20 protein-coding genes and 1 tRNA gene are annotated in these 21,894 nt (G+C 72.5%); 14 read left to right on the top strand and 7 right to left on the bottom strand.

Annotated elements, in window-relative coordinates:
• The 3 genes from ACQEUU_RS33225 to ACQEUU_RS33215 all read right to left on the bottom strand — a co-directional run bounded on the left by ACQEUU_RS33225 (position 1) and on the right by ACQEUU_RS33215 (position 3,334).
• A complete protein-coding gene (locus ACQEUU_RS33225) occupies positions 1-1,401 on the bottom strand; it encodes a GH39 family glycosyl hydrolase (RefSeq protein WP_433073357.1) in 1,401 nt (466 codons plus the stop codon).
• A 96-nt stretch (positions 1,402-1,497) separates the two neighbouring features.
• On the bottom strand, positions 1,498-2,247 hold the full coding sequence (locus tag ACQEUU_RS33220) for an SDR family oxidoreductase (RefSeq protein ID WP_433073354.1): 750 nt from the start codon (positions 2,245-2,247) through the stop codon (positions 1,498-1,500).
• Positions 2,248-2,305: 58 nt separating this feature from the next.
• Complete coding sequence (locus ACQEUU_RS33215; RefSeq protein WP_433073351.1) at positions 2,306-3,334, bottom strand: phosphotransferase family protein; 1,029 nt, start codon at positions 3,332-3,334, stop codon at positions 2,306-2,308.
• A 176-nt stretch (positions 3,335-3,510) separates the two neighbouring features.
• Here ACQEUU_RS33215 and ACQEUU_RS33210 point away from each other — a divergent pair, with 176 nt between their 5' ends.
• Entirely contained in the window at positions 3,511-4,563 is a 1,053-nt protein-coding gene (locus ACQEUU_RS33210; RefSeq protein WP_433073348.1) for a GNAT family N-acetyltransferase, read from the top strand.
• 8 nt (positions 4,564-4,571) lie between these two features.
• On the top strand, positions 4,572-5,696 hold the full coding sequence (locus tag ACQEUU_RS33205; protein WP_433073345.1) for a DegT/DnrJ/EryC1/StrS family aminotransferase: 1,125 nt from the start codon (positions 4,572-4,574) through the stop codon (positions 5,694-5,696).
• Here ACQEUU_RS33205 and ACQEUU_RS33200 read toward each other — a convergent pair.
• Positions 5,683-7,071: a PLP-dependent aminotransferase family protein gene (locus tag ACQEUU_RS33200; protein ID WP_433073342.1), complete on the bottom strand. Its 1,389-nt coding sequence runs from the start codon at positions 7,069-7,071 to the stop codon at positions 5,683-5,685. The two genes, ACQEUU_RS33205 and ACQEUU_RS33200, sit on opposite strands and share 14 nt — an antisense overlap.
• A gap of 68 nt (positions 7,072-7,139) precedes the next feature.
• Between ACQEUU_RS33200 and ACQEUU_RS33195 the strand changes: the two genes are divergently transcribed.
• The 8 genes from ACQEUU_RS33195 (at position 7,140) to ACQEUU_RS33160 (ending at position 15,921) form a co-directional block, all read left to right on the top strand.
• On the top strand, positions 7,140-7,778 hold the full coding sequence (locus tag ACQEUU_RS33195) for a pyridoxamine 5'-phosphate oxidase family protein (protein ID WP_433073339.1): 639 nt from the start codon (positions 7,140-7,142) through the stop codon (positions 7,776-7,778).
• Positions 7,779-7,869: 91 nt separating this feature from the next.
• Positions 7,870-10,245, top strand: a complete 2,376-nt coding sequence (locus ACQEUU_RS33190) for a protein kinase domain-containing protein (protein ID WP_433073337.1) — start codon at positions 7,870-7,872, stop codon at positions 10,243-10,245.
• A 109-nt stretch (positions 10,246-10,354) separates the two neighbouring features.
• Positions 10,355-12,010, top strand: coding sequence for a protein kinase domain-containing protein (locus tag ACQEUU_RS33185; protein WP_433073334.1), 1,656 nt, complete (start codon positions 10,355-10,357; stop codon positions 12,008-12,010).
• Positions 12,011-12,032: 22 nt separating this feature from the next.
• On the top strand, positions 12,033-13,430 hold the full coding sequence (locus ACQEUU_RS33180) for a hypothetical protein (protein WP_433073331.1): 1,398 nt from the start codon (positions 12,033-12,035) through the stop codon (positions 13,428-13,430).
• Between the two features lie 37 nt (positions 13,431-13,467).
• Positions 13,468-14,730 (top strand): DUF2510 domain-containing protein, encoded by a 1,263-nt coding sequence (locus ACQEUU_RS33175; RefSeq protein WP_433073328.1) that lies wholly within the window; start codon positions 13,468-13,470, stop codon positions 14,728-14,730.
• Positions 14,731-14,802: 72 nt separating this feature from the next.
• Positions 14,803-15,396 carry an oligoribonuclease gene (orn, locus tag ACQEUU_RS33170; RefSeq protein WP_433073325.1) on the top strand — a complete coding sequence of 198 codons (594 nt, stop codon included), beginning with the start codon at positions 14,803-14,805 and terminating at the stop codon, positions 15,394-15,396.
• 66 nt (positions 15,397-15,462) lie between these two features.
• A tRNA-His gene (locus tag ACQEUU_RS33165) sits at positions 15,463-15,538 on the top strand.
• Positions 15,539-15,723: 185 nt separating this feature from the next.
• Positions 15,724-15,921, top strand: a complete 198-nt coding sequence (locus ACQEUU_RS33160) for a helix-turn-helix domain-containing protein (RefSeq protein ID WP_433073322.1) — start codon at positions 15,724-15,726, stop codon at positions 15,919-15,921.
• A 25-nt stretch (positions 15,922-15,946) separates the two neighbouring features.
• On the opposite strand, the gene ACQEUU_RS33155 is transcribed toward ACQEUU_RS33160, so the two are convergent.
• The gene (locus tag ACQEUU_RS33155) at positions 15,947-16,768 is read right to left on the bottom strand and encodes a spermidine synthase (RefSeq protein ID WP_433074474.1); all 822 of its coding nucleotides are present in this window, start codon (positions 16,766-16,768) and stop codon (positions 15,947-15,949) included.
• A gap of 50 nt (positions 16,769-16,818) precedes the next feature.
• Here ACQEUU_RS33155 and ACQEUU_RS33150 point away from each other — a divergent pair, with 50 nt between their 5' ends.
• From ACQEUU_RS33150 to lat, 4 genes are all read left to right on the top strand, one after another.
• Positions 16,819-18,357: a penicillin-binding transpeptidase domain-containing protein gene (locus ACQEUU_RS33150; protein WP_433073319.1), complete on the top strand. Its 1,539-nt coding sequence runs from the start codon at positions 16,819-16,821 to the stop codon at positions 18,355-18,357.
• 19 nt (positions 18,358-18,376) lie between these two features.
• Positions 18,377-19,021, top strand: a complete 645-nt coding sequence (gene trhA, locus ACQEUU_RS33145) for a PAQR family membrane homeostasis protein TrhA (RefSeq protein WP_433073316.1) — start codon at positions 18,377-18,379, stop codon at positions 19,019-19,021.
• Between the two features lie 60 nt (positions 19,022-19,081).
• The gene (locus ACQEUU_RS33140) at positions 19,082-19,624 is read left to right on the top strand and encodes an HdeD family acid-resistance protein (RefSeq protein WP_433073313.1); all 543 of its coding nucleotides are present in this window, start codon (positions 19,082-19,084) and stop codon (positions 19,622-19,624) included.
• Positions 19,625-19,689: 65 nt separating this feature from the next.
• The gene (gene lat, locus ACQEUU_RS33135) at positions 19,690-20,970 is read left to right on the top strand and encodes an L-lysine 6-transaminase (protein WP_433073310.1); all 1,281 of its coding nucleotides are present in this window, start codon (positions 19,690-19,692) and stop codon (positions 20,968-20,970) included.
• Between the two features lie 25 nt (positions 20,971-20,995).
• Here the strand turns inward: lat and ACQEUU_RS33130 are convergent, their stop codons facing one another.
• Positions 20,996-21,568: a hypothetical protein gene (locus ACQEUU_RS33130; protein WP_433073307.1), complete on the bottom strand. Its 573-nt coding sequence runs from the start codon at positions 21,566-21,568 to the stop codon at positions 20,996-20,998.
• A gap of 27 nt (positions 21,569-21,595) precedes the next feature.
• Positions 21,596-21,871 (bottom strand): 4a-hydroxytetrahydrobiopterin dehydratase, encoded by a 276-nt coding sequence (locus ACQEUU_RS33125; protein WP_433073304.1) that lies wholly within the window; start codon positions 21,869-21,871, stop codon positions 21,596-21,598.
• Positions 21,872-21,894: the final 23 nt, after the last annotated feature.

Raw genomic sequence — 21,894 nt, 5'->3', positions numbered from 1 at the left:
TCAGGAGCCGCCGCGGCCGCTCCACTGGATCTCGTACGGCTGGAGCGTGACCTGCTTGCCGTCGACGGTGGCGGTCACGGCGGTCTCGGCGGTGTTGACCATGAAGAGCTGGCGTTCCTGAGCCAGGACGCGCACCCGCGGGTCGGATGACTGGACCTGCTCCAGCCGCGCGTGCGCGGGGAACCACTTGGTGAAGCCGCTGAGCAGGCCCGCCATGGGCAGCTCCTCGCCGGTGCCGGGCCGCCACAGGCAGCCCGGGCACTCGGCGCCGCCCTTGGCCTGCGGGTTCCAGTAGAGGGCCGTGTTGACGCCGCTCTTGGCGAACTCGATGAGGGCCGTGGCCTGGACGGCGACCCGCTTCTCCTCGGACCAGCCGGAGTTGTCGGGCTCGACGTACCACTCCGCCCACCAGACCGGCAGCTCGCCGGCCTTCTGCCGGAGCCAGCTGGTGATCGCGCTGAACTTGGCGGTGGCGGCGAAGTCGTCGGGGACGTTGCCGGCGTCGGTGGTCATGGTGGCGCCGTCGACGACGATGAAGTCGGCGCCCTTCTTGTGCTCGATCCAGTACTCGATCGCGTCCAGCGCCCGCTGGTCGACGGTGCCATAGGGGCCGCTCAGGTCGGAGGGCCGCCCGGCCTTGGCGCTCTCGATCGGCATGTACGGACCGCCGACCTTGATCTTCGGGTTCACCTTCTTGAGCGCGTCGTAGACCTTGTTGTAGAGCTCGGTGTAGCCCTCGGCGTCCCACCGGTTGGCGCTCTCGTTCCAGAAGCCCTTGAACTCGTTCCACACCATGAAGTACTCGACCGTCGGGTACTGCTTGGCGACGCGGACGGCGAGCTTGGCGTAGTCGTCGAAGTGCTCGGGCTTGACCGCGACCGTGTGGTTCTTGCTCCAGTCGGTGCGGCCGGCCTGGCCGCCCTTCATCCAGTCGGGCGCGCAGCACAGGGTGATCACCGGGATGGCGCGGGACGACGACATGAAGGTCAGGCGCCGGTTGAGGTCGACGAAGTTGTGCTGGCCGGGTCTCGGCTCGGGGTTGCCGGCGCCCCAGCCCATGATGTGCTGGTTCTGCAGCATCGGGACCCGGCCGAGGATGTTCCTGGCCCGGTCCTGGACCTTCGCGCCCTCGTTGTCGGCGCTGTACTGGGTGTGGGTGACGCCCCAGCGCGGCCAGTCCTCCACCACGGGGGGCGGCGGCAGGTCGGGGGCGGGCTCGGTGGGCGCGGTCGAGGCGATCTCGCCGCCGACGTAGGTGGCGGGCGGCGGCTCGTCCGAGCCGGACCGCAGGCCGGCGTAGGTCATGATCCCGGCGACGAGCAGCACCGCCACCACACCCGCCCCTACTGCCAGCGGCCACGGGGACCGCTTGCGGGCATGTCGACCCTCCGTCGGAATCACCGAACCCACCCTTCGCGAACGTTCCGAGCGAGGCCGGGCGGTGAGGCCCGGCTTTCTTCACCGTAACCGTCCAGCTTGCGAGTGGCTTGCGAACGGTCAGGACGATGGTGGCCGTTGCCCGGTCGCGGGTCCAGGAACCCCCGCATAACGGTACGGCACCGGTTGCCTACCCGGCTGTACGACGAACAAGCTGCCGGTTTCCTCGGTGTAGAAGGCCGATTCCACGGCGGCGGCCACCTCGTCGGCCTCCAGAAGGGGGAACCCGGCGCTGACGAACAGCTCGCGCGCGTCGGCCACCAGCGGGGTGTCGGTGAAGCCGGGGCAGACGGCGGAGACGCGGATGTGCTCCTTGGCCAGCGGCGGGGCGAGCGCGCGGACGAGCCCGACGACGGCGTGCTTGGTCATGGTGTAGATCGGGTCGCCGTCGTAGCCCACCAGCCCGGCCAGCGAGGCGGTGACCACGATGGCGCCGCCTCCGGAGCGCCGCAGCAGCGGCAGGGCGGCGGCGACGCCGTAGACGACGCCGTCCACGTTGACCCCGACGGTCTTGCGGTACTGGGCCGGGTCGAAGGCGTTCAGGTCGACGCCGCTGGAGATGCCGGCGTTGAGGTGGACCAGGTCGAGGCGGCCGTAGGTGCTCGCGGCCAGGTCGACGGCTCGCCTGGACGCCTCCTCGGTGCTGACGTCCGCGGCCAGGGCGGCGCCTCCGACCTCCTTGGCGAGCCGCTCGGCGCCTTCGCGGTCCAGGTCGACGAGGACGCACCTGGCGCCGCCCGCCGACAGGCGGCGGGCGACCGCGGCGCCGATGCCGCTCGCCGCTCCGGTGATGAGTGCGACAGTGCTCATGAAGCTCCTCAGCGAGGTGGGTGGGTGACGGACCTCGGGCGGCGGCCGTGACCGGCGGTCACGACGGGCCGAGCATGCGGTGCGCGCGGGCGATCAGGACGGGCACGGCGGCGCCGATCCGCTCGAACCCCTCCCCCACGGTCTTACCCTGGCGGAAACGGGCGTGGATGCCCTCGATGATGACGGCGAGCTTGAAGTTGCCGAGCGCGACGTAGAACCCCAGCTCGGCGGTGTCGCGGCCGGAGACCTCGGCGTAGTGGGCGGCGAACTCGGCGGCGGTCAGGAACCCCGGCGCGGCCGTGACGTCGCCGGAGACGGGGATGCCGGCCCGCTCCTCGTCCCCCGCGTCCTGCCAGTACGTGAGCGTGAGCCCGAGGTCGGCGAGCGGGTCGCCGAGGGTGGACATCTCCCAGTCCACGACCGCGCGGATCTCCGGTTCCGGGCCGAGCCGGACGAGCGTGTTGTCGAGCCGGTAGTCGCCGTGCACGAGCGTGCCGGCCGACCGCGCCGGCAGCCTCTCGCGCAGCCGGTCGGCCAGCCGGTCGAAGTCGGGCAGGTCGGCCGTCTTCGACCGCTCCCACTGCTTGCACCAGCGTTCGACCTGCCGGGCCAGGTATCCGTCGGGGCGGCCGAACCCGTCCAGCCCCGCCTCCCGGTAGTCGACGGCGTGGATGGCGGCCAGCACCTCGGCCAGGCTCCGGCTCAGCCGCCTGGTCGGCTCGGGCGCCAGGTCGCCGAGCTCCTCCCTGGTCCGCACCGCCGCGCCCGCCACGTGGTCCATGAGGTAGAACGGCGCGCCGATGACCTCCTCGTCCGCGCAGAAGGCGACCGGTCCGGGGACGGGCACCGGCGTCGGGGTCAGCGCGGAGATGACCCGCCACTCGCGTCCCATGTCGTGCGCGGTGGGCAGCACGTGGCCCAGCGGCGGGCGGCGCAGCACCACGCGGCGCTCGCGGGTCTCGATGAGGTAGGTCAGGTTGGACCTGCCCCCGGAGATGAGCGAGACGGACAGCGGCTCACCGGCGTCGGGCGCGTGGCGGCCCATCCAGGCGAAGAGCCGGGGCCGGTCGATCCCTGGTACGGTCATGGTCAGATATTAGAACGTTATTCGGTCCTGAAGGCGAGCTGAGAGTTGGATAACGTTCCGAACCTGTGGGAAAAGCGCTGGTCTGTAGCCCGTAAACTAGCTGTCCACATGTCTGCCGCTTGAGGCATGTCGACAGTAGGAGCCCCGTGCAGGTCACCCTCGCTCATCCCAGAGAGTTGGGAGACGCCGAAGTCAGCCGCTGGCGCACGCTACAGGAAAGCGACCCGGCGTTCGACAACCCCTTTCTCTCTCCCGAGTTCACCCTGATCGTCGGCGAGCTCCGCGACACCGTACGGGTCGCGGTGCTCTACGACGGGCCGGAGATCGCGGGCTTCTTCCCGTTCGAGCGCCATCCACTGGGCATCGGCAAACCGGTGGCCGCGGGGCTGACCGACGCGCAGGGCATGATCTTCGCCAAGGACCTGGAGGTCGACCCGTTCCGGCTGCTGCGGCGGTCCGGGCTCAGCGTCTACGAGTTCGACCACCTGGTGGCAGGCCAGCCCCTGCTGGGCTCCCGCCACGAGACCTACCCGTCACCGATCATCGACCTGAGCGACGGCTACGACGCCTACACCGACTACCTGCGGGCCAACTCCGGCAAGACCTACAAGACGACGCTGGCCAAGTCACGCAAGCTGGGGCGCGAGGCCGGCGAGGTGCGCCACGAGTACGCGATCACCGACCCGGCGCCGCTCCACACGCTGCTGGGCTGGAAGACCGACCAGTACCGCCGCACCGGCCGTGCCGACCGGTTCTCCCACCGGTGGATCGTCGAGCTGGTGGAGCGCCTGCAGACGACCGGCGGAGAGAGCTTCGCCGGGGTGCTCGACATGGTGTACGTCGGCGACCGGCCGGTGGCCGGCCACTTCGGCATCCGCACCCGCACCACCCTGGCCGGCTGGTTCCCCGCCTACGACACCGACTTCGCCAAATACTCCCCCGGCCTCATCCACCACCTGGCGATGGCCGAGAAGGCCGCCGCCGCCGGCATCCAGGTGATCGACATGGGCCGCGGCGACAAGGAGTACAAGGAGAAGCTCAAGAACGGCGAGTTCACGGTCGCCGAGGGCCGCCTCGCCAGGCCGGGACCGGCGGCGGGCTTCCACTGGATGATGCGGGTGCCGGCGCGCAAGGCCAGGGCCACCGTGCTGGCCAACCCGGTGCTCCACAAGACCGCCGACAAGGCGCTGAAGACGTACGGCCGGCTGCGGGCCGGTCTCATCGGCTGATCCCCCCGATGAAGCCGATAGAGGAGCGCACCGGGCGTCACTGCCTGCTCCTCCCGTCCAACCGTCTCGGCCTCTACCTGGCGCTGCGTCACTGGTGCTCGCCGGGCCAGCGGCTGCTCATGTCGCCGATCTCCGCGGATGAGATCCTCTTCCTGGTGCTCGCCGCCGGGCTGCGCCCGGTGATCGCGCCGCTGTCGCCGCGCGACGGCAACATCGACGCCGGCCGCGTCGACCTCTCCGACGTGGACGCCGTACTGACGACCAACCTGTACGGGCTGCCCGACCAGCTGACCACGTGCGCCGGGAAGGTCCTCGTCGAGGACGTCGCCCACGCCATGGAGACCTGCGTCGGCGGCCGGCCGCTGGGCACCTTCGGCGTGGCCGGGGTGTTCAGCCTGTCCAAGCACGCCGCGGCGGGCTCGGGCGGGGTGCTGGCCGTGGCGGACCCTGCCGACCTGCGGGCGCTGGAACGGGCCCGCGACGCGCTGCTGCAGCCGGCGTCGTGGTGGGCGGAGCTGGTCTCCGTGGCCACCTCGATGGCCCGCCAGGCGGCGCTCCGGCTCGACCTGGTGCGCCCCGCGCTGTGGCTGATGCGCGCGCTGGGCATGCAGGAGGAGCGCGAGGGCTACCGCATCGCGCTGCTGGCCCGCGAGCTGGAGGAGGCGCTGCCGTACGCGCCCGCGCTGCCGGCGTTCGACCCGTGGGTCCGGGCCGACCTGCACGACTACCGGACCCGGCGGGGCCCCGTCGCCCGCTGGTACCAGACCCGGCGGGTGGCCGAGGTGCCGCGCGAGCGCGCGCGCAGGCTGGCCGGGGTCGCGTTGCTGGCAGGTTTACCGATCGCCGCTCCGGCCGTCCGCGAACAGACCGATCAGCCCCTGTTCAGGGTGCCGATGCTCGTGCGCGACCGCGACACGGCCATCGCCGAGCTGGAGCGCCACGGGGTGGCGACCGGCTACCTCTACGACCCCCCGTACGACGACTACGCTCCGGGATTCACCGATCCCTCGCCCGACCCCGAGCCGGCCCGCTGGTGGGCCCGTCACGTGCTCCCGGTCGATCCGCTCTACGCGCACCGGGCGCTGCCCCTGCTGCGCGAGCTGGAGCCCGCGCCCGCGCTCAGCCTTCCTTGATCATCTCTGCCACGATCCGGCAGCCCCGCCGCACCTGCGCGAGCGACGCGGACCCGTACCCGATGACCAGGCCGTGCACCCGCTCGGGCCCGAGATGGTGGCGCTCGGCCGTGTCGAGCAGCACGCCGCGCTCCGCCGCGCGCTCCATGATCCGCGGGGCCAGTCCCGGCGGCAGCTCGGCCAGCATGTGCAGCCCGGCCGTGTCGCCGCGCAGCCGGCAGACCGGGCCGAGCACCTCCACCACGGCCACGCGCCTGCGCGCGTACTCCAGCCGCATCCTGCGCAGGTGGCGGTCGAGGTCGCCGCGCTCCAGGAGGGTGGCCACCGCCTGCTGCACCGGCCCGCTGGTGCGGTCGGAGACGGCGCGGCGGATGGCGGCCATCCGGTCGACCAGGTCGGGCGTGGCGACCAGCCAGCCGACGCCGACGTCGGGCGCCAGGGACTTCGACAGCGTGCCCAGCAGCACCACCCGTGACGGGTCGAGGCCGTGGAGCGCGGGCAGCGGGGCGACGTCGTAGCGGAACTCGGCGTCGTAGTCGTCCTCCACGACCGTCGCGCCGGTGCGCCTGGCCCACGACAGCAGCCGCTCGCGGCGCGGGATCGGCAGCCGCCCGCCCAGCGGGTACTGGTGCGCGGGGGTGGTGTAGAGCACCCGCAGGCCGGCGGGCAGGTCGTCGACGATCACCCCGTCCTCGTCGACCGGGCACGGCACCACCTCCGCGCCCCTGGCGGCGAACACGGTGCGCGCCACGTGGTAGCCCGGATCCTCCACGCCTGCCCGGGTCCCCGGGCCGAGCAGGGCCTGCGCGCACAGGTCGAGGCCGTTGCCGGTGCCGCGGGTGACCAGGACGTGCTCCGGCCCGACGGCCATGGCCCTGGTGCGGCGCAGATGGCCGGCCAGCAGCTCTCTGAGCCGGGGCAGGCCGTAGGGGTCGGGGTGGTCGCCGGGCGGCAGGTCGGCGGCCTTGCGCCAGGCCCGCCTCCAGGCGGCCGCGTCGTAGTCGCGCACCCAGGGCTGACCGGGCGACAGGTCGATCACGTCCCCGGGTCTCCGCGTCCACGCCGGCCTCGGGACGGGCGGGTCCCCCGCGACCTCGCGGACGGCGGCCGGCGGCGTCTCCAGCGAGGCGACGTACGTGCCGGAGCCGTGCCTGCCCTCCAGCCAGCCCTCGGCGTAGAGCTGCTGGTAGGCCTCCGTCACCACCGTGCGGCTGACCCCGAGCTGGGCGGCCAGCCCGCGCGACGACGGCAGCCGCTCACCCGCGGCGAGCGCGCCGGACAGCATGGCCTCGCGCAGCCGGGCGGCGAGCTGGGCGATCAGCGGCACCTCGGACTCCCGGGACAGGGAGATGGGGAGATCGACGAGAGCGCGCAAGTGGTCTCCGGAAAGGGGGTGATAGTGGCTCTCCAGAATAGGTCCACTTCGCCGTTACGGTCGACGCCATGCTCTCCACCACCGCCCGCACCCGGCTGGGCCGCTCCAAGGAGCGCGCCGCCGCCGACAGGGACGATCTGTACGAGGTGCTCGACACGGGCCTCATCTGCCACCTGGGCGTGGTGACCGACGGCTACCCGATGGTGGTGCCCACCGGCTACGGCCGGGTCGGCGACACCCTCTACCTGCACGGCTCGACCGGGGCCCGGTCGCTGCGGGCGGCCGAGGAGCGGGAGGTCTGCGTCACGGTGACCCACCTCGACGGCATCGTGCTGGCCAGGTCGGTCTTCAACCACTCGGTGAACTACCGCTCCGCGATCGTCTACGGCCGGGCCAGGCTGGTGACGGACGAGGAGGAGCGGATCACCGGGCTGCGCGCGCTGACCGAGCGCCTGGCCCCCGGCCAGTGGGACTACGCCCGGCAGCCGAGCCGCAAGGAGCTGGCCGCGACCGTGGTGCTCGCCCTGTCGCTGGAGGAGGCGTCGGTCAAGATCCGCCGCGGCGCGCCCTCCGACGAGGAGGCCGACTACGCGCTCCCCGTGTGGGCCGGGGTGCTCCCCCTGGTCACCACCTGGGGCGAACCCGTGCCCGACCCGGCGCTCCCCGACGGGATCGGCATACCTGTTCACATCCGTGACAGAAAGTAGTTCCATGAACGAGGGCGGATCCGGCCAACTCACCTCCTAGATCACGCGTCTCATCAGGTGGGCCGACCCTTGGTTGCAAGAAGGCGGACACATGGAGTGGAGCGCACCCGGCTACACGGAGATCAGGCAGCTCGGCGCGGGCGCCGGCGGCCGGGTCGTGCTGGCCGTGCACGAGGAGACCGGCGTCAAGGTCGCGATCAAGTACCTCTCCGAGAGGTGGCGGCACGACCCGGCCGCGCTGGACAGGTTCCGCTCCGAGGCGCGGTTGCTCACCACCTTGCGCGACCCGAACGTCGCCACCCTGTGGGAGTACATCCAGGACCCGCAGGGCGCCGCCATCGTCATGGAGCTGGTCAATGGCGTCCCCCTGCGCGCGCTGCTGCGTGAGAGCGGCGCCACCGGCCCCGAAGCGGCGCTGGTGGTGCTCAAGGGCTCGCTGCTCGGCCTGGCCAGGGCGCACGCGCTCGGCCTGGTCCACCGCGACTACAAGCCGGAGAACGTGATCGTCCGTGAGGACGGCCGCAGCAAGCTGGTCGACTTCGGCATCGCCGTCAGGCAGGGACAGGCGACCAGGGCCGAGGGCACGCCGCCGTACATGGCTCCGGAGCTGTGGGCAGGCGAGCCCGCCTCCCCGGCGACCGACGTGTACGCGGCCACCGCCGTGTTCTTCGAGTGCCTGACGGGCCACCGGCCCTACCGCTCGTCCGAGCCGACCGTGCTGGGCTACCAGCACCTGCACGCCCCGGTCCCGGCGCACGACGCCCCCGAGCCGGTACGCGGGCTGATCCTGCGCGGGCTGGCCAAGGACCCCGCCGACCGGCCGGCCGGAGCCGAGGCGTTCGTCGCCGAACTGGAGCGGGTGGCCAGGGCCGCCTACGGCGAGGACTGGGAGGAGCGCGGCCGCCGGCGGCTGGCCGGGCTGGTGCTGCTGCTCGCCCTGCTGCTGCCCGAGCCCGCCGAGCCCGCCGCCACGCAGGTGACCACCACCCTGGCCCACACGGTGTTCAAGGGCGTGCGCCGCAAGGCGGTGCGCGTCGCCATGGCGGGCGGGCTGGCCGCCGTGGTGGCCGCCGGCGTGGTGGTCGTCGCCGTCAACAGGGAGACGCCCACCCGGCTGAACCCGGTGGCCGCCGCGCCGTCGGAGCCGCCGGCGCTGACACCGTCCCCGGCGCCGGAGCGTACGCCCGAGCAGAGCCCCGGACCCGCCACGGACCCGACGAGCGAGCCGTCGGACCAGGCGCTCGGCAGGCTGCCGACCGTGGACGACGCGACCCTGCCCACGCCCGGCACGACCGGCGTCCCTGACCTCGCCACCACCGGCTTCTCCGACCCGCGCGTGACCGCCACCGGCACGTCCACGAGCGTCCCGACGTCCACGAGTGCCCCGACGTCCACGGCCCCGGAGACCACCCGCCCGCCGACCACCCAGCCGCCCACCTCTCAGCCCCCGACCTCGCCGCCGACCACTCCGACAGGCACCCCCACCACGGGCACCCCCACCACGGGCACCCCGACGCCGAGCGGCCCGGTCACCAGCGCGCCGCCCGAGACCGCGGTGTCCTCGCTGTCCGTGAGCCGGTTATCGGTCCGGGGCGCCGTGGCCGCGGGAGCCTTCGCCCTCGACGCCACCGGCACCGGCCCTGTGACCGTCCGCGCCACCTGGCTCGTCGCCGGGGAGGCCGTGCGCTCCGAACGGATCCGGCTCGGCGACGCCCGCTCCTACACCCGCTCCCTCTCGTACGACCTGGGCGAGCGCCCCTGCGGCAGGAGCGTCACGCTCACCGTCGCCTCCGACCCGCCCGCACGCGGCGGCAACGCCACGGCCACCATGAACGTGCCGCCCTGCCCGACCGAGGCGACCGGTCTGCGGGTGCGGCTGGCCATGGCGGGCGGCACCGCCGCGGCCACCGTGTCCCTGCGCACCAGCGGCACCGGCCAGGTGCCGGTCACCGCCGCCTTCGCGGTGGACGGCGACCAGGTCGCCACCCGGACTGCGAACGTGTCCGGGCGCACCTCGTACCTGCGGACCTTCCGTCACGCCTTCCGCGCCCGCCCGTGCGGCTCCACCATCACGGTGCGGGTGACCGCGGGCGACCGGACCGCCGCCGCCCGCGCCGCCGTCGTCTGCCCCATCGAGGTGAAGAGCGTGTCCGTCGTCCGCGCCGTGGCGGGCCGGGGCGCGCTGACCACCACGGTCGCGGTGACCACCGGCGACGCGCGGCCGGTCCGCCTGGTCGTGGGGTTCTACCAGGACGGCCGGCTCGCCGGCACCAGGCAGCTCACGCTGTCCGGCGCCACCTCGTACACCCGGACGCTCCGGCATCCGGTCGAGGCCGCCTGCGGGACGTCCTGGCTGGTACGGGCGAGCACCCGGCCGGGCGCCGGCAACGGCGTCTCCCAGCGGGACGGCCGGCTGCCCGCGTGCGAGCCCGAGGTGACGGAGACCCCGCAGCCGCAGATCGACTGACCTCGTAGTTCCGATTTCGGATATCTGCTGCCGGTGATGGTGAAACGCCGGTTAAGCTACGCTCCGTCTGTTGAGGGTGGGGGCCCGGACAACCGTAGAGGAGACCGCTATGTACGGCGATGAGCGGTGGGGGGTCCCCGGTTACACCGAGGTCCGAGAGCTGGGCAGCGGCGCCGCCGGCCGGGTGGTCCTGGCCACGCGCGACCACGACGGGGCCGAGGTCGCCGTCAAGTACCTGTCCGACCGGCTCAGGGACGACGTCAGCTTCGTCGCCCGGTTCCGCCAGGAGGCCAGGGTGCTGGGCGCGATGCGCAGCCCGCACAACGCCAGGCTGATCGACTACGTCGAGCACGGCGACGGCGCGGCCATCGTGATGGAGCTGGTGAACGGCGTCTCGCTGCGCGAGCTGCTCCGCTCCGAGGGCCCCACCGGGCCGGAGGCCGCGCTGACCGTGCTCAAGGGGTCCCTGCGGGGCCTGGCCGCGGCGCACGCCATGGGCATCGTGCACCGCGACTACAAGCCGGAGAACGTGATCGTCCAGGGCGACGGCGCCAGCAAGCTGGTCGACTTCGGCATCGCCGCTCCCGTCGGCGTCGGGGCCGGCGCGGCCGGCACGCCCCCGTACATGGCGCCGGAGCAGTGGTCGAGCGCGCCCGCCTCGCCCTCGACCGACGTGTACGCGGCCACCGTCGTCTTCTTCGAGTGCCTGACCGGCGCCCGCCCGTACCGCGCGACCAACCTCGCCGCGCTGGCCCGGCAGCACCAGGCCACCCCGCCGCCCGTCGAGGAGGTGCCGCCCGCCCTGCAGGGCCTGGTGGAGCGGGGCCTGGCCAAGCACGCCGCCGACCGGCCGGAGTCCGCCGAGGCGTTCCTGACGGAGCTGGAGTCCGTCGCCCGCGAGGCGTACGGGGACGACTGGGAGGAGCGCGGCAGGCGGCGCCTGAGCTCGCTGGCGGGCCTGCTCCTGCTGCTCTGGCCGATGCCGCCGGAGGCGCCGGCCGAGGCGGTGACCACGCTGGCGGAGACCCGTTTCGGCGGGCCGGGCAAGCTGCTGAGCAAGGTGTCCGCCAAGGCCGCGATCACCACGGCCTGCGTCGGCGTGGCCATCGCCGTGGCGGTCGTCCTGGTGAACCCGTGGAAGGGCGAGACCGCCCTGCGCGCGCAGACCAGCACGGCCACGCCCACGCCGTCGGTCTCCGCGGCCGAGCCGGAGGAGACCGAGTCCCTGGACCCGATCGAGACCGAGACGCCCGAGGAGCCGACGCCCACCCCTGAGGAGACGACTGAGGAGACGACGCCGCCCCGGACGCAGTCCGCCGCGCCCGTCACCCAGCCGACGGCGACCCGCAGCCCTTCGGCGAGGCCGAGCAGGTCCCGCACGCCCACGCAGCGGCCCACCCGTACCCGGGTGCGGACCTCCGCGGCCACCCCGACCGAGGAGCCGGAGCCCGAGCTCACCGGCAGGGCGGGCACCGCCAACCAGGGCACCGCACAGCCCACGCGGGCCTCGGCCACGCCCACGCGGGCTCCCACGACGCGGCAGCCGACCCGGCAGCCCACGCGGACCCCGTCCACGGACCCGACGCCCACGCCGAGCGACACCTCGACCGGCGAGGAGCCGCCGCCCGGCATCACCCGCTCGCCCACGCCGGAGGTAAGCGACGGGCCCGCGCTGCTGTCGCTGGGGCTGGTGACGTTCGGCGCGGTTCCCGTCACACTGGCGGTGAGGCGACGCATGGCGGGGCGTCACCGCAGGAAGCGCTGACGCTCCGGGGGGACGGACGGGGATGAGCAGTCCGAGACACGGGATCGCCGGGTTCCGGCTGACCGAGCACACGTGGATCACCGAGCTGGGCAACTGGATCGACGCGATCTCGCCCGACGGCCGCAGGGCCGGGGCGCTGCTGTTCGACTCCAGGATCATCGAGTTGCCCGGGGTGCGCGACCGGGTCGTGGCGGCGGTGCTGACCGATCGCCGGCTCGTCATGGGAGGGCTGGGCGGGCTGATCCCGGTCGCCGACGTGGTGGCGGCCGGCGACCAGGTGTGGCTGCTCACCGCCCAGGCGGTCACGCCCACGCTGTCGAGCCTGCTGGCGGCCGGCGCGATGGAGGCGGCCGGCGCGGCGGCGGTGCTGGCCGACACCGCCCAGACCCTGCTCGCGCTGCACGCCTCTGGGGTGACGCACGGCTCGGTGCACCCGGGCACCGTGGTCGTCACGGCCGACGGCGCGGCGCTGCTGTCGGAGCGCGGGCTGGCCGACGCCATCAGGGGCGGCACCTCCACGCCGGAACGCGACGTGTCCGGCTGGGCGGCGCTGGCCCGCGGGCTCGCCGCCGCCTGCCGGCACCAGGCGCCGCAGGCGGCCGCGCTGTTCGAGCGGGTCGCGGCCACGGCGACCACCCACGGGCTGGCGACGGCCAGGAGCGGCCTGCTCGCCGAGTCGCACGCGCTGCCCGGCGGCCTGCTCACCCGTGACGGGCTGGCGCGGGCGGCGCGCGGCCAGTCGATGTTCGCGCAGCCTCCCGCGTACGGCAGGCCCGCCGAAGCCGAGCAGGAGCGCGACGAGGGCGACATCGTCACCCTGCTGCACGTCCCGCAGGGGCATGACAGCACGCCCCACACCGCGCACGCCGGCCGGGCGACCACCAGGCCAGGCAGCGGGGAGGCGGTGCGGTTCGGCCCCGGCGTCGCGCCCGACCCGCCGCCGAGCGCCGCCGAGCGGATCTGGCGCGAGGGCGCTCTCCCCTCCCGGAACGGGGGACGCCGGGCGGCCGGGGCGCGGCGTCGCCGGACGATCGTGTCGGCGCTGGTGTTCGCGGCCGTCATGGCCGGGGCGATCGTGGCCTGGCTGCGGCTGAGCGGCGGTGACGACCCGCCCGTGGCGGTGCGGAAGGTGGCCGTCAGCGCGTCGGAGAAGACGCTGGGCTGCGACAGCGACGCGTTCATCACCGGCACGATCGACACCAACGGCGGGGTCGGCGAGATCCGCTACGAGTGGCGGATGAACCTCGACAAGGACGTGGAGAAGGGCACCCTGCGCGCCACCGCCGGCACCACCTCCTACGACGTGGACCTGACGTGGCGGCTTCAGGGCGAGCGCACCGCCAAGGCCACGGCCACGCTGCGGGTGACCTCGCCGGGACCGGCCCGTACCGGGAAGACGACCTTCACCTACAAGTGCTGAATGCACACCAAAGCGGTTGTTTACTACGCTGACGTGCATGACCTCGCAGACCCCCGCGGGCTGGTACCCCGACCCGTACGGCTCCCCTCAGCTGCGGTGGTGGGACGGCGGCGAGTGGACCGACGCCACCCACCCGTTGGAGCAGGGCCCGGCGAACCAGGGGCCGGCGCAGCAGCCTTCCGGCCCGCAGCCCGCCTCCGGCCCGCAGCACCGTGACCAGCAGCCCGATTGGCCCTCGGCGGGGGCGAATCCCACCCTCGCCTACGGGCAGCCCCCGATCCAGGACCGGCCGCCCGCGTCCGGGCCCCAGCAGCCCCCGTACGGCCAGCCCGGTTCTCAGCCCTACGGCCAGCCCGGCCAGCAGCAGGCGTTCGGTCAGTCCGGTCCGCAACAGGGCCCCTACGGGCAGTCCGGCCCCCAGCAGCCGTACGGGCAGCCCGGCCAGCAGCAGGGCCCCTACGGGCAGTCGTACGGGCAGCAGCCGCCGTGGGGCGGCCCGGGGTACGGCCCGCCGCCCAAGCGGAGCAACCCCACGCCGTGGATCATCGGCGGCGCGGTGGTGGTGCTCGTGCTGGCGATCCTCGTGACCGCCGGCGTCGTCTTCGTCAACAACGCCGCCGACCCGGTCGCCGCGCCGACGTCGACGTCCCAGGCCCCGACCGAGGACCCCACCGAGAACCCCACCGAGGACCCCACGGAGACCGAGGAGCCGGACCCGGCGCCCTCGACCGGCCCGCCGGCCGCCGCCGAGCTCCCGCAACCGGTCGAAGGCCGCGTCACGGACCCTCAGGTCAAGGTCTCGTACGAGGTCCCTGACGGCTGGGAGGTGCCTGCCTCCTCCTCGATCAACAGCACCGAGCCGGGGGCCCAGCTGTGGAGCAGCGCCGTGCAGCGGACCTCCCAGGAGAAGTTCGACGGCCGGTCCGACTGGATCGGCAACGTCTACACCGGGCCGCTCAGCGACCGTTACCCCTATCCGGGGGCCGCAGGGATCGGTCTGTCGGCCAAGGCGGTCTACGCCGACTTCAGCAACAGGTTCTACTCGCTCCAGCACACCACCAAGATCGTCAAGGACCAGGCGATGAAGATCGGCGACCGGGACGCGTGGCTGGTGCAGTTCGAGCTCGACTTCACCCCGATCTCGGAGGATAAGGGCTACAAGTGGAAGAAGGAGAACGGCGCCGTGGTGCTCATGGACCGCGGCGAGGGCGAGCGGCCCGCGCTCATCTTCATCTCGGTGCCCGACAACCTCGGAACCGGCGTGGTGGACAAGGTGGTGAGCTCGCTCAGGCCCGCGTGACGGGTGCCACTAGGCTGGGGCCCATGGTCAAGCGGGCGGGGTCACTCCGAGCCGCTGCGGCGAGGAGAACGTATGAGTGATTCGCTGGTCTGGATCGACTGTGAGATGACGGGTCTCGACCTCGGGCGCGACGCGCTGGTCGAGGTGGCGTGCATCATCACGGACAGCGAGCTCAACCAGCTCGACGACGGCGTCGACGTGATCATCAAGCCGCCGCCGGAGTCGCTGGAGCAGATGTCCGAGGTCGTCCGCGAGATGCACACCGCGTCGGGGCTGCTGCCGGAGCTGGCGACCGGGGTCACGCTGGCCGAGGCCGAGTCGCTGGTGCTCGACTACATCCGCCGTCACGTACCCGAGCCGAAGAAGGCCCCGCTGTGCGGCAACTCGATCGGCACCGACCGGACGTTCCTGGCGAGGGACATGCCGGCGGTCGACGCCTATCTCCACTACCGGATGGTCGACGTGTCGTCGATCAAGGAGCTGGCGCGGCGGTGGTACCCCCGGGTCTACTTCGCCGCGCCCGAGAAGCAGGGCGGCCACAGGGCTCTGGCCGACATCCTGGAGAGCATCCGCGAGCTGCGTTACTATCGTGCAGCCGTGTTCGTCGGCCAGCCGGGGCCTGACTCGGCGACGGCCCGGACACTCGCGGAGCGTGTCAGCGGTTAACGGGTGGCGTGAAGACTCCCGAACACCGCTACACTTTTCCTGTGCCGCCGCGCAGGCGGCGCGATGGTGGGTGTAGCTCAGTTGGCAGAGCGCCAGGTTGTGGTCCTGGATGTCGAGGGTTCAAGTCCCTTCACTCACCCCAGGTGCCAACGGCCGGTCCTTCGGGACCGGCCGTTGGCGTTTTCTTCCGACAACTCCCCAAAAACATGTCAATGCGAGTTATGCTCGCTGTCTACCGCTAACGCCGGTTGGTCGGGGGGACTCGGCGATCTGACCGTCTGCCGCCCCGGAGGCCGGATGAGAGTCGACGACGCAGCGTTCGATAGCGTGTTCACGTCCCTGAGCAAGCGTGAGGCCGAGGTCATGGACCTGATCGCGACAGGGCAGTCCAACAGCCAGATCGCCCAGCGGCTGTTCCTCAGCGAGAAGACGGTCAAGAACCACGTCAACCGCATCTACGCCAAGCTCGGCGTGGACTCCCGCGTCCGCGCCATCGGCCTGTGGCGTTCCCGCCATACCGAGTGAACCCGGCCCCTCCGGGCCTCCGCCCCTAGCCGAACACCGCGGGCGGGGGCACCGGGGCGAGCACCGCGTCGCCGTCCCTGATCGGGGCGGCGCCGGCGACGAAGTTCGTCAGCGCTTCCCCGTACAGGCACCTGGCCTGGGTGAGGCCGCCGGCGGCGCGGCGGGCGAGCGGGCCGAGCGGCAGTTCGGCCCGTGAGGCGGCGACGATCAGGTTGCCGAACCGGCGGCCGCGCATCACGCCCGGCTCCGCCAGCAGCGCGACGTGGCGGAAGGCCCCGGTGACGGTGGCGAGCAGGCGTCTGGCGAAGGCCAGGCCCTTGCCGTCGGCGAGGTTCACCAGCAGCGTGCCGGTGGGGCGCAGGACGCGGGCGAGGTCGCCGAGATACTCGACCGTGGCCAGTTCGACGGGCATGGTGGCGCCGGTGAAGGCGTCCAGCACCACGAGGTCCGCCGAGGCGTCCCAGACCTTGGCGGCGCCCTCCCGGCCGCCCGCGACGATCATCTTGAGCTTGGGCACGGAGCGCAGGTCGAGCTGCTCACGGACCAGGTTCACCAGGAGGCCGTCGGGTTCGATCACGATGTGCCGGGAGCCCGGGCGGGTGGCGGCGACGTAGCGGGGGATGGTGCAGGCGCCGCCGCCCACGTGCACGCAGCTCAGCGGACCCTCGGCGAGCAGGTCGATGACGTCGGCCATCAGCCGGACATATTCGAATTCGAGAAAAGTCGGGTCTTGTAGGTCCACGTACGACTGAGGTACGCCATCCTTGGACAGCACCCAGCCGTCCTGCCTGTCCAGGTCCCGGAGCAGCTCCACCTCGCCGAAGCTCACAGAATACTGGCCGGGCATCGGTTCCCTCTGTCCACGTGCCACGTTCATCTCCTCCTGGGAGAAACCGTATGCGACAGCGCAGGCTGATTGTGGTCGTTGGCGCGGTTCTGGCCGTTTCAGCGGCGGCCGCCTTCGCGGTCTGGTCCGCCGCCGGCGGCGTAGAGGGCAGCCCCGCCGAGACCTCGGCCGCGTACTTCCAGGCCTGGGAGGACAGTGACGTGGTCGCCATGTCGCGCCTGGTCGACCGGCCGCCGGCGGACTTCCGCGCCTGGCACGACGCGATGACCGGGGAACTCGGCGTGGAGCGGCTGCGGCTGGAGCCGGGTCGGGTCAGGGTCACCGGCGAGGAGACGGCCGAGGTGCCGTTCAGCGGGGTCAGGGAGCTGGAGGAACTGGGCGAGTGGCCGTTCGCCGGGACGCTCCGGCTGGCGGTGCGCGAGCGGGAGTGGAAGGTGCTCTGGCAACCCGAGACCCTGCACCCGCTGCTCAAGGACGGCGGCACGATCCACCTGGTGGAGCTGTTCGCCTCGCCGTCCGAGCCGCTGACCCGGGAGGGCGACAAGATCCCGCACAGAAGCTACGCCGACGCCCACCTGGTGCCGCTGCGCGACGATCGGGAGGAGGCCGAGCCGGTGGGCCGGGTGCTGGTGGCCAGGGCGCCGGGCCGGCCGGACCAGGAGCTGCTGCGTGACGTACCGGAGGAGAAGGGACAGCGGACCACCCTGTCCCGCGCGGTGCAGGCGGCGGCCGCGCGGGCGCTCGACGCGCGGGCGGACGCGGCCATCGTGGCGATCGACCCCCGCACCGGCGAGATCCTCGCGGTGGCCGACCGGCTGCGGGACAACTACAGCGCCTTCAAGGACACCTTTCCGCCGGGTTCGGTCTTCAAGGTCATCACGGCGGCCGCCCTGCTGGGATCCGGTCTCCGGGCCGACGACCAGGTGCCGTGTCCCGGCACGTACACCGTCCCCGGCCACAGCGGCTTCCGGAACGACGGCGAGGCGGAGCGCGGCGTCGTCTCCTTCACCGACGCGTTCGCGCACTCGTGCAACACCACGTTCATCGAGCAGGCGCTGAGCCGGCTGGACGCGGCGGACCTGACCGAGACGGCCGCGCAGTGGGGGTTCGGGCGTTCCCTGCCCACCGGCGTGGACGGCTTCTGCGGCAAGATCCAGGACAGTGACGACCCCGACCAGCGCGCCATCGACGCGATCGGGCAGGGCACGGTCACGGCCAGCCCGCTCTGCATGGCCGCGGTCGCCGCCGCCGTGCAGAACGGCACCTGGCGGCCGCCCAGGCTGGTCTCCGAGCGGGCCGCCCGGCTCATCGACGGTCCGGCGCCGGAGCCCGTGGAGCTCGACCCGGACGTGGTGGCCGGGCTGCGCACGATGATGCGCGCGGTGGTCGACCACGGCACGGCCGCGGGCGCCGGGCTGCCCGCGGACCTGCACGGCAAGACCGGGACCGCCGAGACCGTGGACGGCGAGCCGCACGCGTGGTTCATCGGATACCGGGGCGATCTGGCCTTCTGCGTCTTCGTCCGGCACGGGGGGTCCAGCGTGTCGGCGGCGCTGCCGATCGCCTCCCGGTTCCTGAACGGGCTCTAACCTACGGTACCGTAGGTTCATGTCCACGATCTCCGTCAAGCCCGTTCTGCGGGGGTGGTTGCACGCGGGAGCCCTGCCCGTGTCGCTGGTCGCCGGGATCCTGCTCGTGGCGCTCGGCCCGACCCTCCAGGCCCGCATCGCCTCGGCCATCTACGCGATCACCTCGGGGCTGCTCTTCGGCATCTCGGCCACCTACCATCGCGGCACCCTCGGCCCCACCCTGGCCGAGTGGCTGCGCCGGCTCGACCACGCCAACATCTACCTGATCATCGCCGGCACCTACACGCCCTTCGCCATGCTCGCGCTCGACGGCGCCGCACAGGCCGCCGTGCTCGGCGTCACCTGGGGCGGCGCGCTGGCGGGCGTGCTGTTCAGGGTGCTGTGGATGGGCGCGCCGCGCTGGCTCTACACAATCCTCTACATCGCGCTCGGCTGGACCGCGGTCTTCGTGCTGCCCCAGCTGGTGGAGGGCGCCGGGGTGGCCGCCGTGGTGCTGGTCGCCGTCGGCGGCGTCCTCTACAGCGCCGGGGCCGTCGTGTACGGGCTGCGCCGGCCCGATCCGTCGCCCCGCTGGTTCGGCTATCACGAGGTGTTCCACGCCTGCACCCTGGCCGCCTACCTGGTGCAGTACATCGCGGTGTCGATCGTGGTCTACTCCCAATGATCGCCCATTCTTGACCAGGCCGGGAGATGCCCCAGCGACTCAGGCGGACATCAGGGAGGAATGGAACACCTCGCACGCGCCTGGTGGCTGCCGCTCGTCCGGGGCATCGCGGCCGTCATCTTCGGCATCCTCGCGGTGATCTGGCCGGGCATCACCCTCCTGGTGCTGGTCACGTTCTTCGGTGCGTACGCCATCGTGAACGGCGTTTTCGCGATCTTCACCGCGTTGCGCCACGACGTGCGGTCACGGATCTGGGCCATCGTGGTCGGCGTCCTCGGCATCCTGGCGGGTTTCGTCGCGTTCGCCTGGCCGGGGATCACCTCGCTGGCGCTGCTCTACGTCATCGCCATCTGGGCCATCTTCAGCGGTCTCGCGGAGATCGTGGACGGCATCCAGCTTCGCAAGATCATCGACAGGGAGTGGACGCTCATCCTGGGCGGCGTGCTGTCGGTCGTCTTCGGCGTGCTGCTGTTGATCTGGCCGGCCGCGGGGATGCTCAGCCTCGTCTGGCTGATCGGGCTCTTCGCGATCCTGTACGGGATCACGCTGATCGCTCTGGCCTTCCGCCTGAAGAAACTCGGTCCACAAACGGTTTATCCGTAAATTTTACGTATATATCGACGCTCCGGTGGGGATTATATGGCTGTCTGGCCCAATGCGGAGGAGACATGGACGTTCACGCCCGCCTTGCCCGCCACCTGCTCGTCGACGGATACCGCCTCGTGCTCGACCTCGAACTGAGCCAGGGCTCCTGGCTCGTCGACGCCCGCGACGGCCGCCGCTACCTGGACTTCTACACGTTCTTCTCCTCCGCGCCGCTGGGCGTGAACCCTCCCTTCGACCCCGACTTCGCCCGGCTGCTCGGCCAGGTGGCCCGGAACAAGCCCGCCAACCCCGACATGTACACCGAGCATCTGGCCGACTTCGTCGACACCTTCACCCGAGTGCTGGGCGACCCTGACCTTCCCCACCTGTTCTTCGTCGAGGGCGGCGCGCTGGCCGTGGAGAACGCGCTCAAGACCGCGTTCGACTGGAAGAGCCGCCGCAACGAGGCCGAGGGCCGTTCGCCCCGGCTCGGCGGCAAGGTCCTCCACCTCACCAAGGCCTTCCACGGCCGCAGCGGCTACACGCTGAGCCTGACCAACACCGACCCGGTCAAGACCGAGCGCTTCCCCACCTTCGACTGGCCGCGGATCGACGTGCCCGCGATCCACGCCGGCGACGTCGAGGCGGCCGAGGAGCGCGCGCTGGCCCAGGCGCGCGCCGCCTTCGAACGGCACCCGCACGACATCGCCTGCTTCATCGCCGAACCCATCCAGGGCGAGGGCGGCGACAACCACATGCGGCCGGAGTTCCTTCAGGCCATGCAGCGCCTGTGTCACGAGCACGACGCGCTGTTCGTGCTGGACGAGGTCCAGACGGGCGGCGGCGCCACCGGCACCCCGTGGGCCTACCAGCAGCTCGGCCTGCAGCCGGACATCGTCGCCTTCGCCAAGAAGGTGCAGGTCGGCGGCATTATGGCGGGACGGCGCGTGGACGAGGTGCCGGGCAACGTCTTCGAGCGCAGCGGGCGGATCAACTCCACCTGGGGCGGCGGGCTGGTCGACATGGTCCGCAGCCGCGGCATCCTGGAGATCGTCGAGCGGGACGGGCTCATCCCGAGGGCGGCCGCGCTCGGCGCCACCGTCCTGGAGCGGCTCGGCAAGCTGGAGGCCGAGCATCCGGAGACCGTGTCGAGCGTCCGGGGCCGCGGGCTGATGTGCGCCTTCGACCTGCCGGCCCCCGCCGACCGGGACGCCCTGGTCACCCGGCTGCGGGAGGAGGCGGGCGTCCTGGTCCTGCCGTGCGGGCCCCGGTCGGTCCGCCTGCGCCCCGCGCTGAACATCACGGAGACCGACGTCGACCACGGCCTCTCGGCGCTCTCCGCCCTCCTGGAGAGCGCCCCCTGAACGCGGCCCGCTGAGAGCGGGAAGGCTAGCTGATCGTCAGGCAGGCGACGCGCTCGCCGGCGTCGCCCGCCTCGGAGCCGCTCGTCTTCGTCGTCTCCGAGTGCACGACCAGGGAACGGGGCGGCGAGGCCGGGTCGAAGCCCCACGGGTGGCGGGCGGTGGCCCGGCCGGCGCCTTCGCTGTCGGTCTTGAAGTCGAGCCAGATCTCGTTGTCGGCACTGGCCTGACCGGGCCGGTGCTGGTAGTGCGGCCCGGCGTCCGCGCCCGACTTGCCGCACGGCGCGGTGTGGAGGTGGGCGCCGTAGGCGCGGCGGGGCCGGAAGCCCTCGACCACGAGCGACGTGATCGTCTGGCCGCCCGACGACTCGGCGGTGAGGCTGGCCTGGGCGCCTCGGGGCACGAGCTTGCGGTCGTAGACGATCGCGGAGGCGCCGGCGGTGGTGAACTCGCCGGCGCCGTTGAGCGTCGTGGCCACCTGCTCGCCCGCCTGGTCGCCCGGCTGGTCGGCCGGGTGGGCGAGCTGCGGCGGGCTCGCGCCGCAGCCGGCGGCGAGCAGGACGAGCAGGACGGGCGGCAGGACGGGCATGCGTGTGGGCATGCCCCACTCATATCAGTAACTCAATGACTACGCACCGTGTTTGGCCGCGATGGCGTCGATCCGTGCCGCGAGGGTGAAGTCCAGCTCGGTGAGGCCGCCCCGGTCGTGGGTGGTCAGCGCCAGGTGGAGGGTGCGCCACCGGATGTCGATGTCGGGATGGTGGTTGAGCGCCTCGGCCTCGACCGCGATCTCGTCGACGACGCGGATGGCGGTGGGGAAGTCGGGCGCGGTGATCGTGCGCCGGATCTCGTCGCCCTCGCGCCGCCAGGCCGGTAGTTCGCGTAGTTTCTGCTCGACGTCCATGGCCCCCACTCTAGGGATCGGCG

The organism is Nonomuraea sp. CA-218870, assembly GCF_050936535.1.
GTDB classification, from domain to species: domain Bacteria; phylum Actinomycetota; class Actinomycetes; order Streptosporangiales; family Streptosporangiaceae; genus Nonomuraea; species Nonomuraea corallina.
This window is presented reverse-complemented; position numbering and strand designations above follow the sequence as displayed.

Bases quoted from the DNA above. Each gene is read 5' to 3' on its own strand.
- ACQEUU_RS33185 (WP_433073334.1), top strand. From the start codon at position 10,355: ATGTACGGCGATGAGCGGTGGGGGGTCCCCGGTTACACCGAGGTCCGA.
- ACQEUU_RS33190 (WP_433073337.1), top strand. From the start codon at position 7,870: ATGGAGTGGAGCGCACCCGGCTACACGGAGATCAGGCAGCTCGGCGCG.
- ACQEUU_RS33155 (WP_433074474.1), bottom strand. From the start codon at position 16,768: ATGCCCGGCCAGTATTCTGTGAGCTTCGGCGAGGTGGAGCTGCTCCGG.
- ACQEUU_RS33180 (WP_433073331.1), top strand. From the start codon at position 12,033: ATGAGCAGTCCGAGACACGGGATCGCCGGGTTCCGGCTGACCGAGCAC.
- trhA (WP_433073316.1), top strand. From the start codon at position 18,377: ATGTCCACGATCTCCGTCAAGCCCGTTCTGCGGGGGTGGTTGCACGCG.
- orn (WP_433073325.1), top strand. From the start codon at position 14,803: ATGAGTGATTCGCTGGTCTGGATCGACTGTGAGATGACGGGTCTCGAC.
- ACQEUU_RS33125 (WP_433073304.1), bottom strand. From the start codon at position 21,871: ATGGACGTCGAGCAGAAACTACGCGAACTACCGGCCTGGCGGCGCGAG.
- ACQEUU_RS33130 (WP_433073307.1), bottom strand. From the start codon at position 21,568: ATGCCCACACGCATGCCCGTCCTGCCGCCCGTCCTGCTCGTCCTGCTC.
- ACQEUU_RS33175 (WP_433073328.1), top strand. From the start codon at position 13,468: ATGACCTCGCAGACCCCCGCGGGCTGGTACCCCGACCCGTACGGCTCC.
- lat (WP_433073310.1), top strand. From the start codon at position 19,690: ATGGACGTTCACGCCCGCCTTGCCCGCCACCTGCTCGTCGACGGATAC.
- ACQEUU_RS33220 (WP_433073354.1), bottom strand. From the start codon at position 2,247: ATGAGCACTGTCGCACTCATCACCGGAGCGGCGAGCGGCATCGGCGCC.
- ACQEUU_RS33140 (WP_433073313.1), top strand. From the start codon at position 19,082: ATGGAACACCTCGCACGCGCCTGGTGGCTGCCGCTCGTCCGGGGCATC.
- ACQEUU_RS33215 (WP_433073351.1), bottom strand. From the start codon at position 3,334: ATGACCGTACCAGGGATCGACCGGCCCCGGCTCTTCGCCTGGATGGGC.
- ACQEUU_RS33205 (WP_433073345.1), top strand. From the start codon at position 4,572: ATGAAGCCGATAGAGGAGCGCACCGGGCGTCACTGCCTGCTCCTCCCG.
- ACQEUU_RS33150 (WP_433073319.1), top strand. From the start codon at position 16,819: ATGCGACAGCGCAGGCTGATTGTGGTCGTTGGCGCGGTTCTGGCCGTT.
- ACQEUU_RS33195 (WP_433073339.1), top strand. From the start codon at position 7,140: ATGCTCTCCACCACCGCCCGCACCCGGCTGGGCCGCTCCAAGGAGCGC.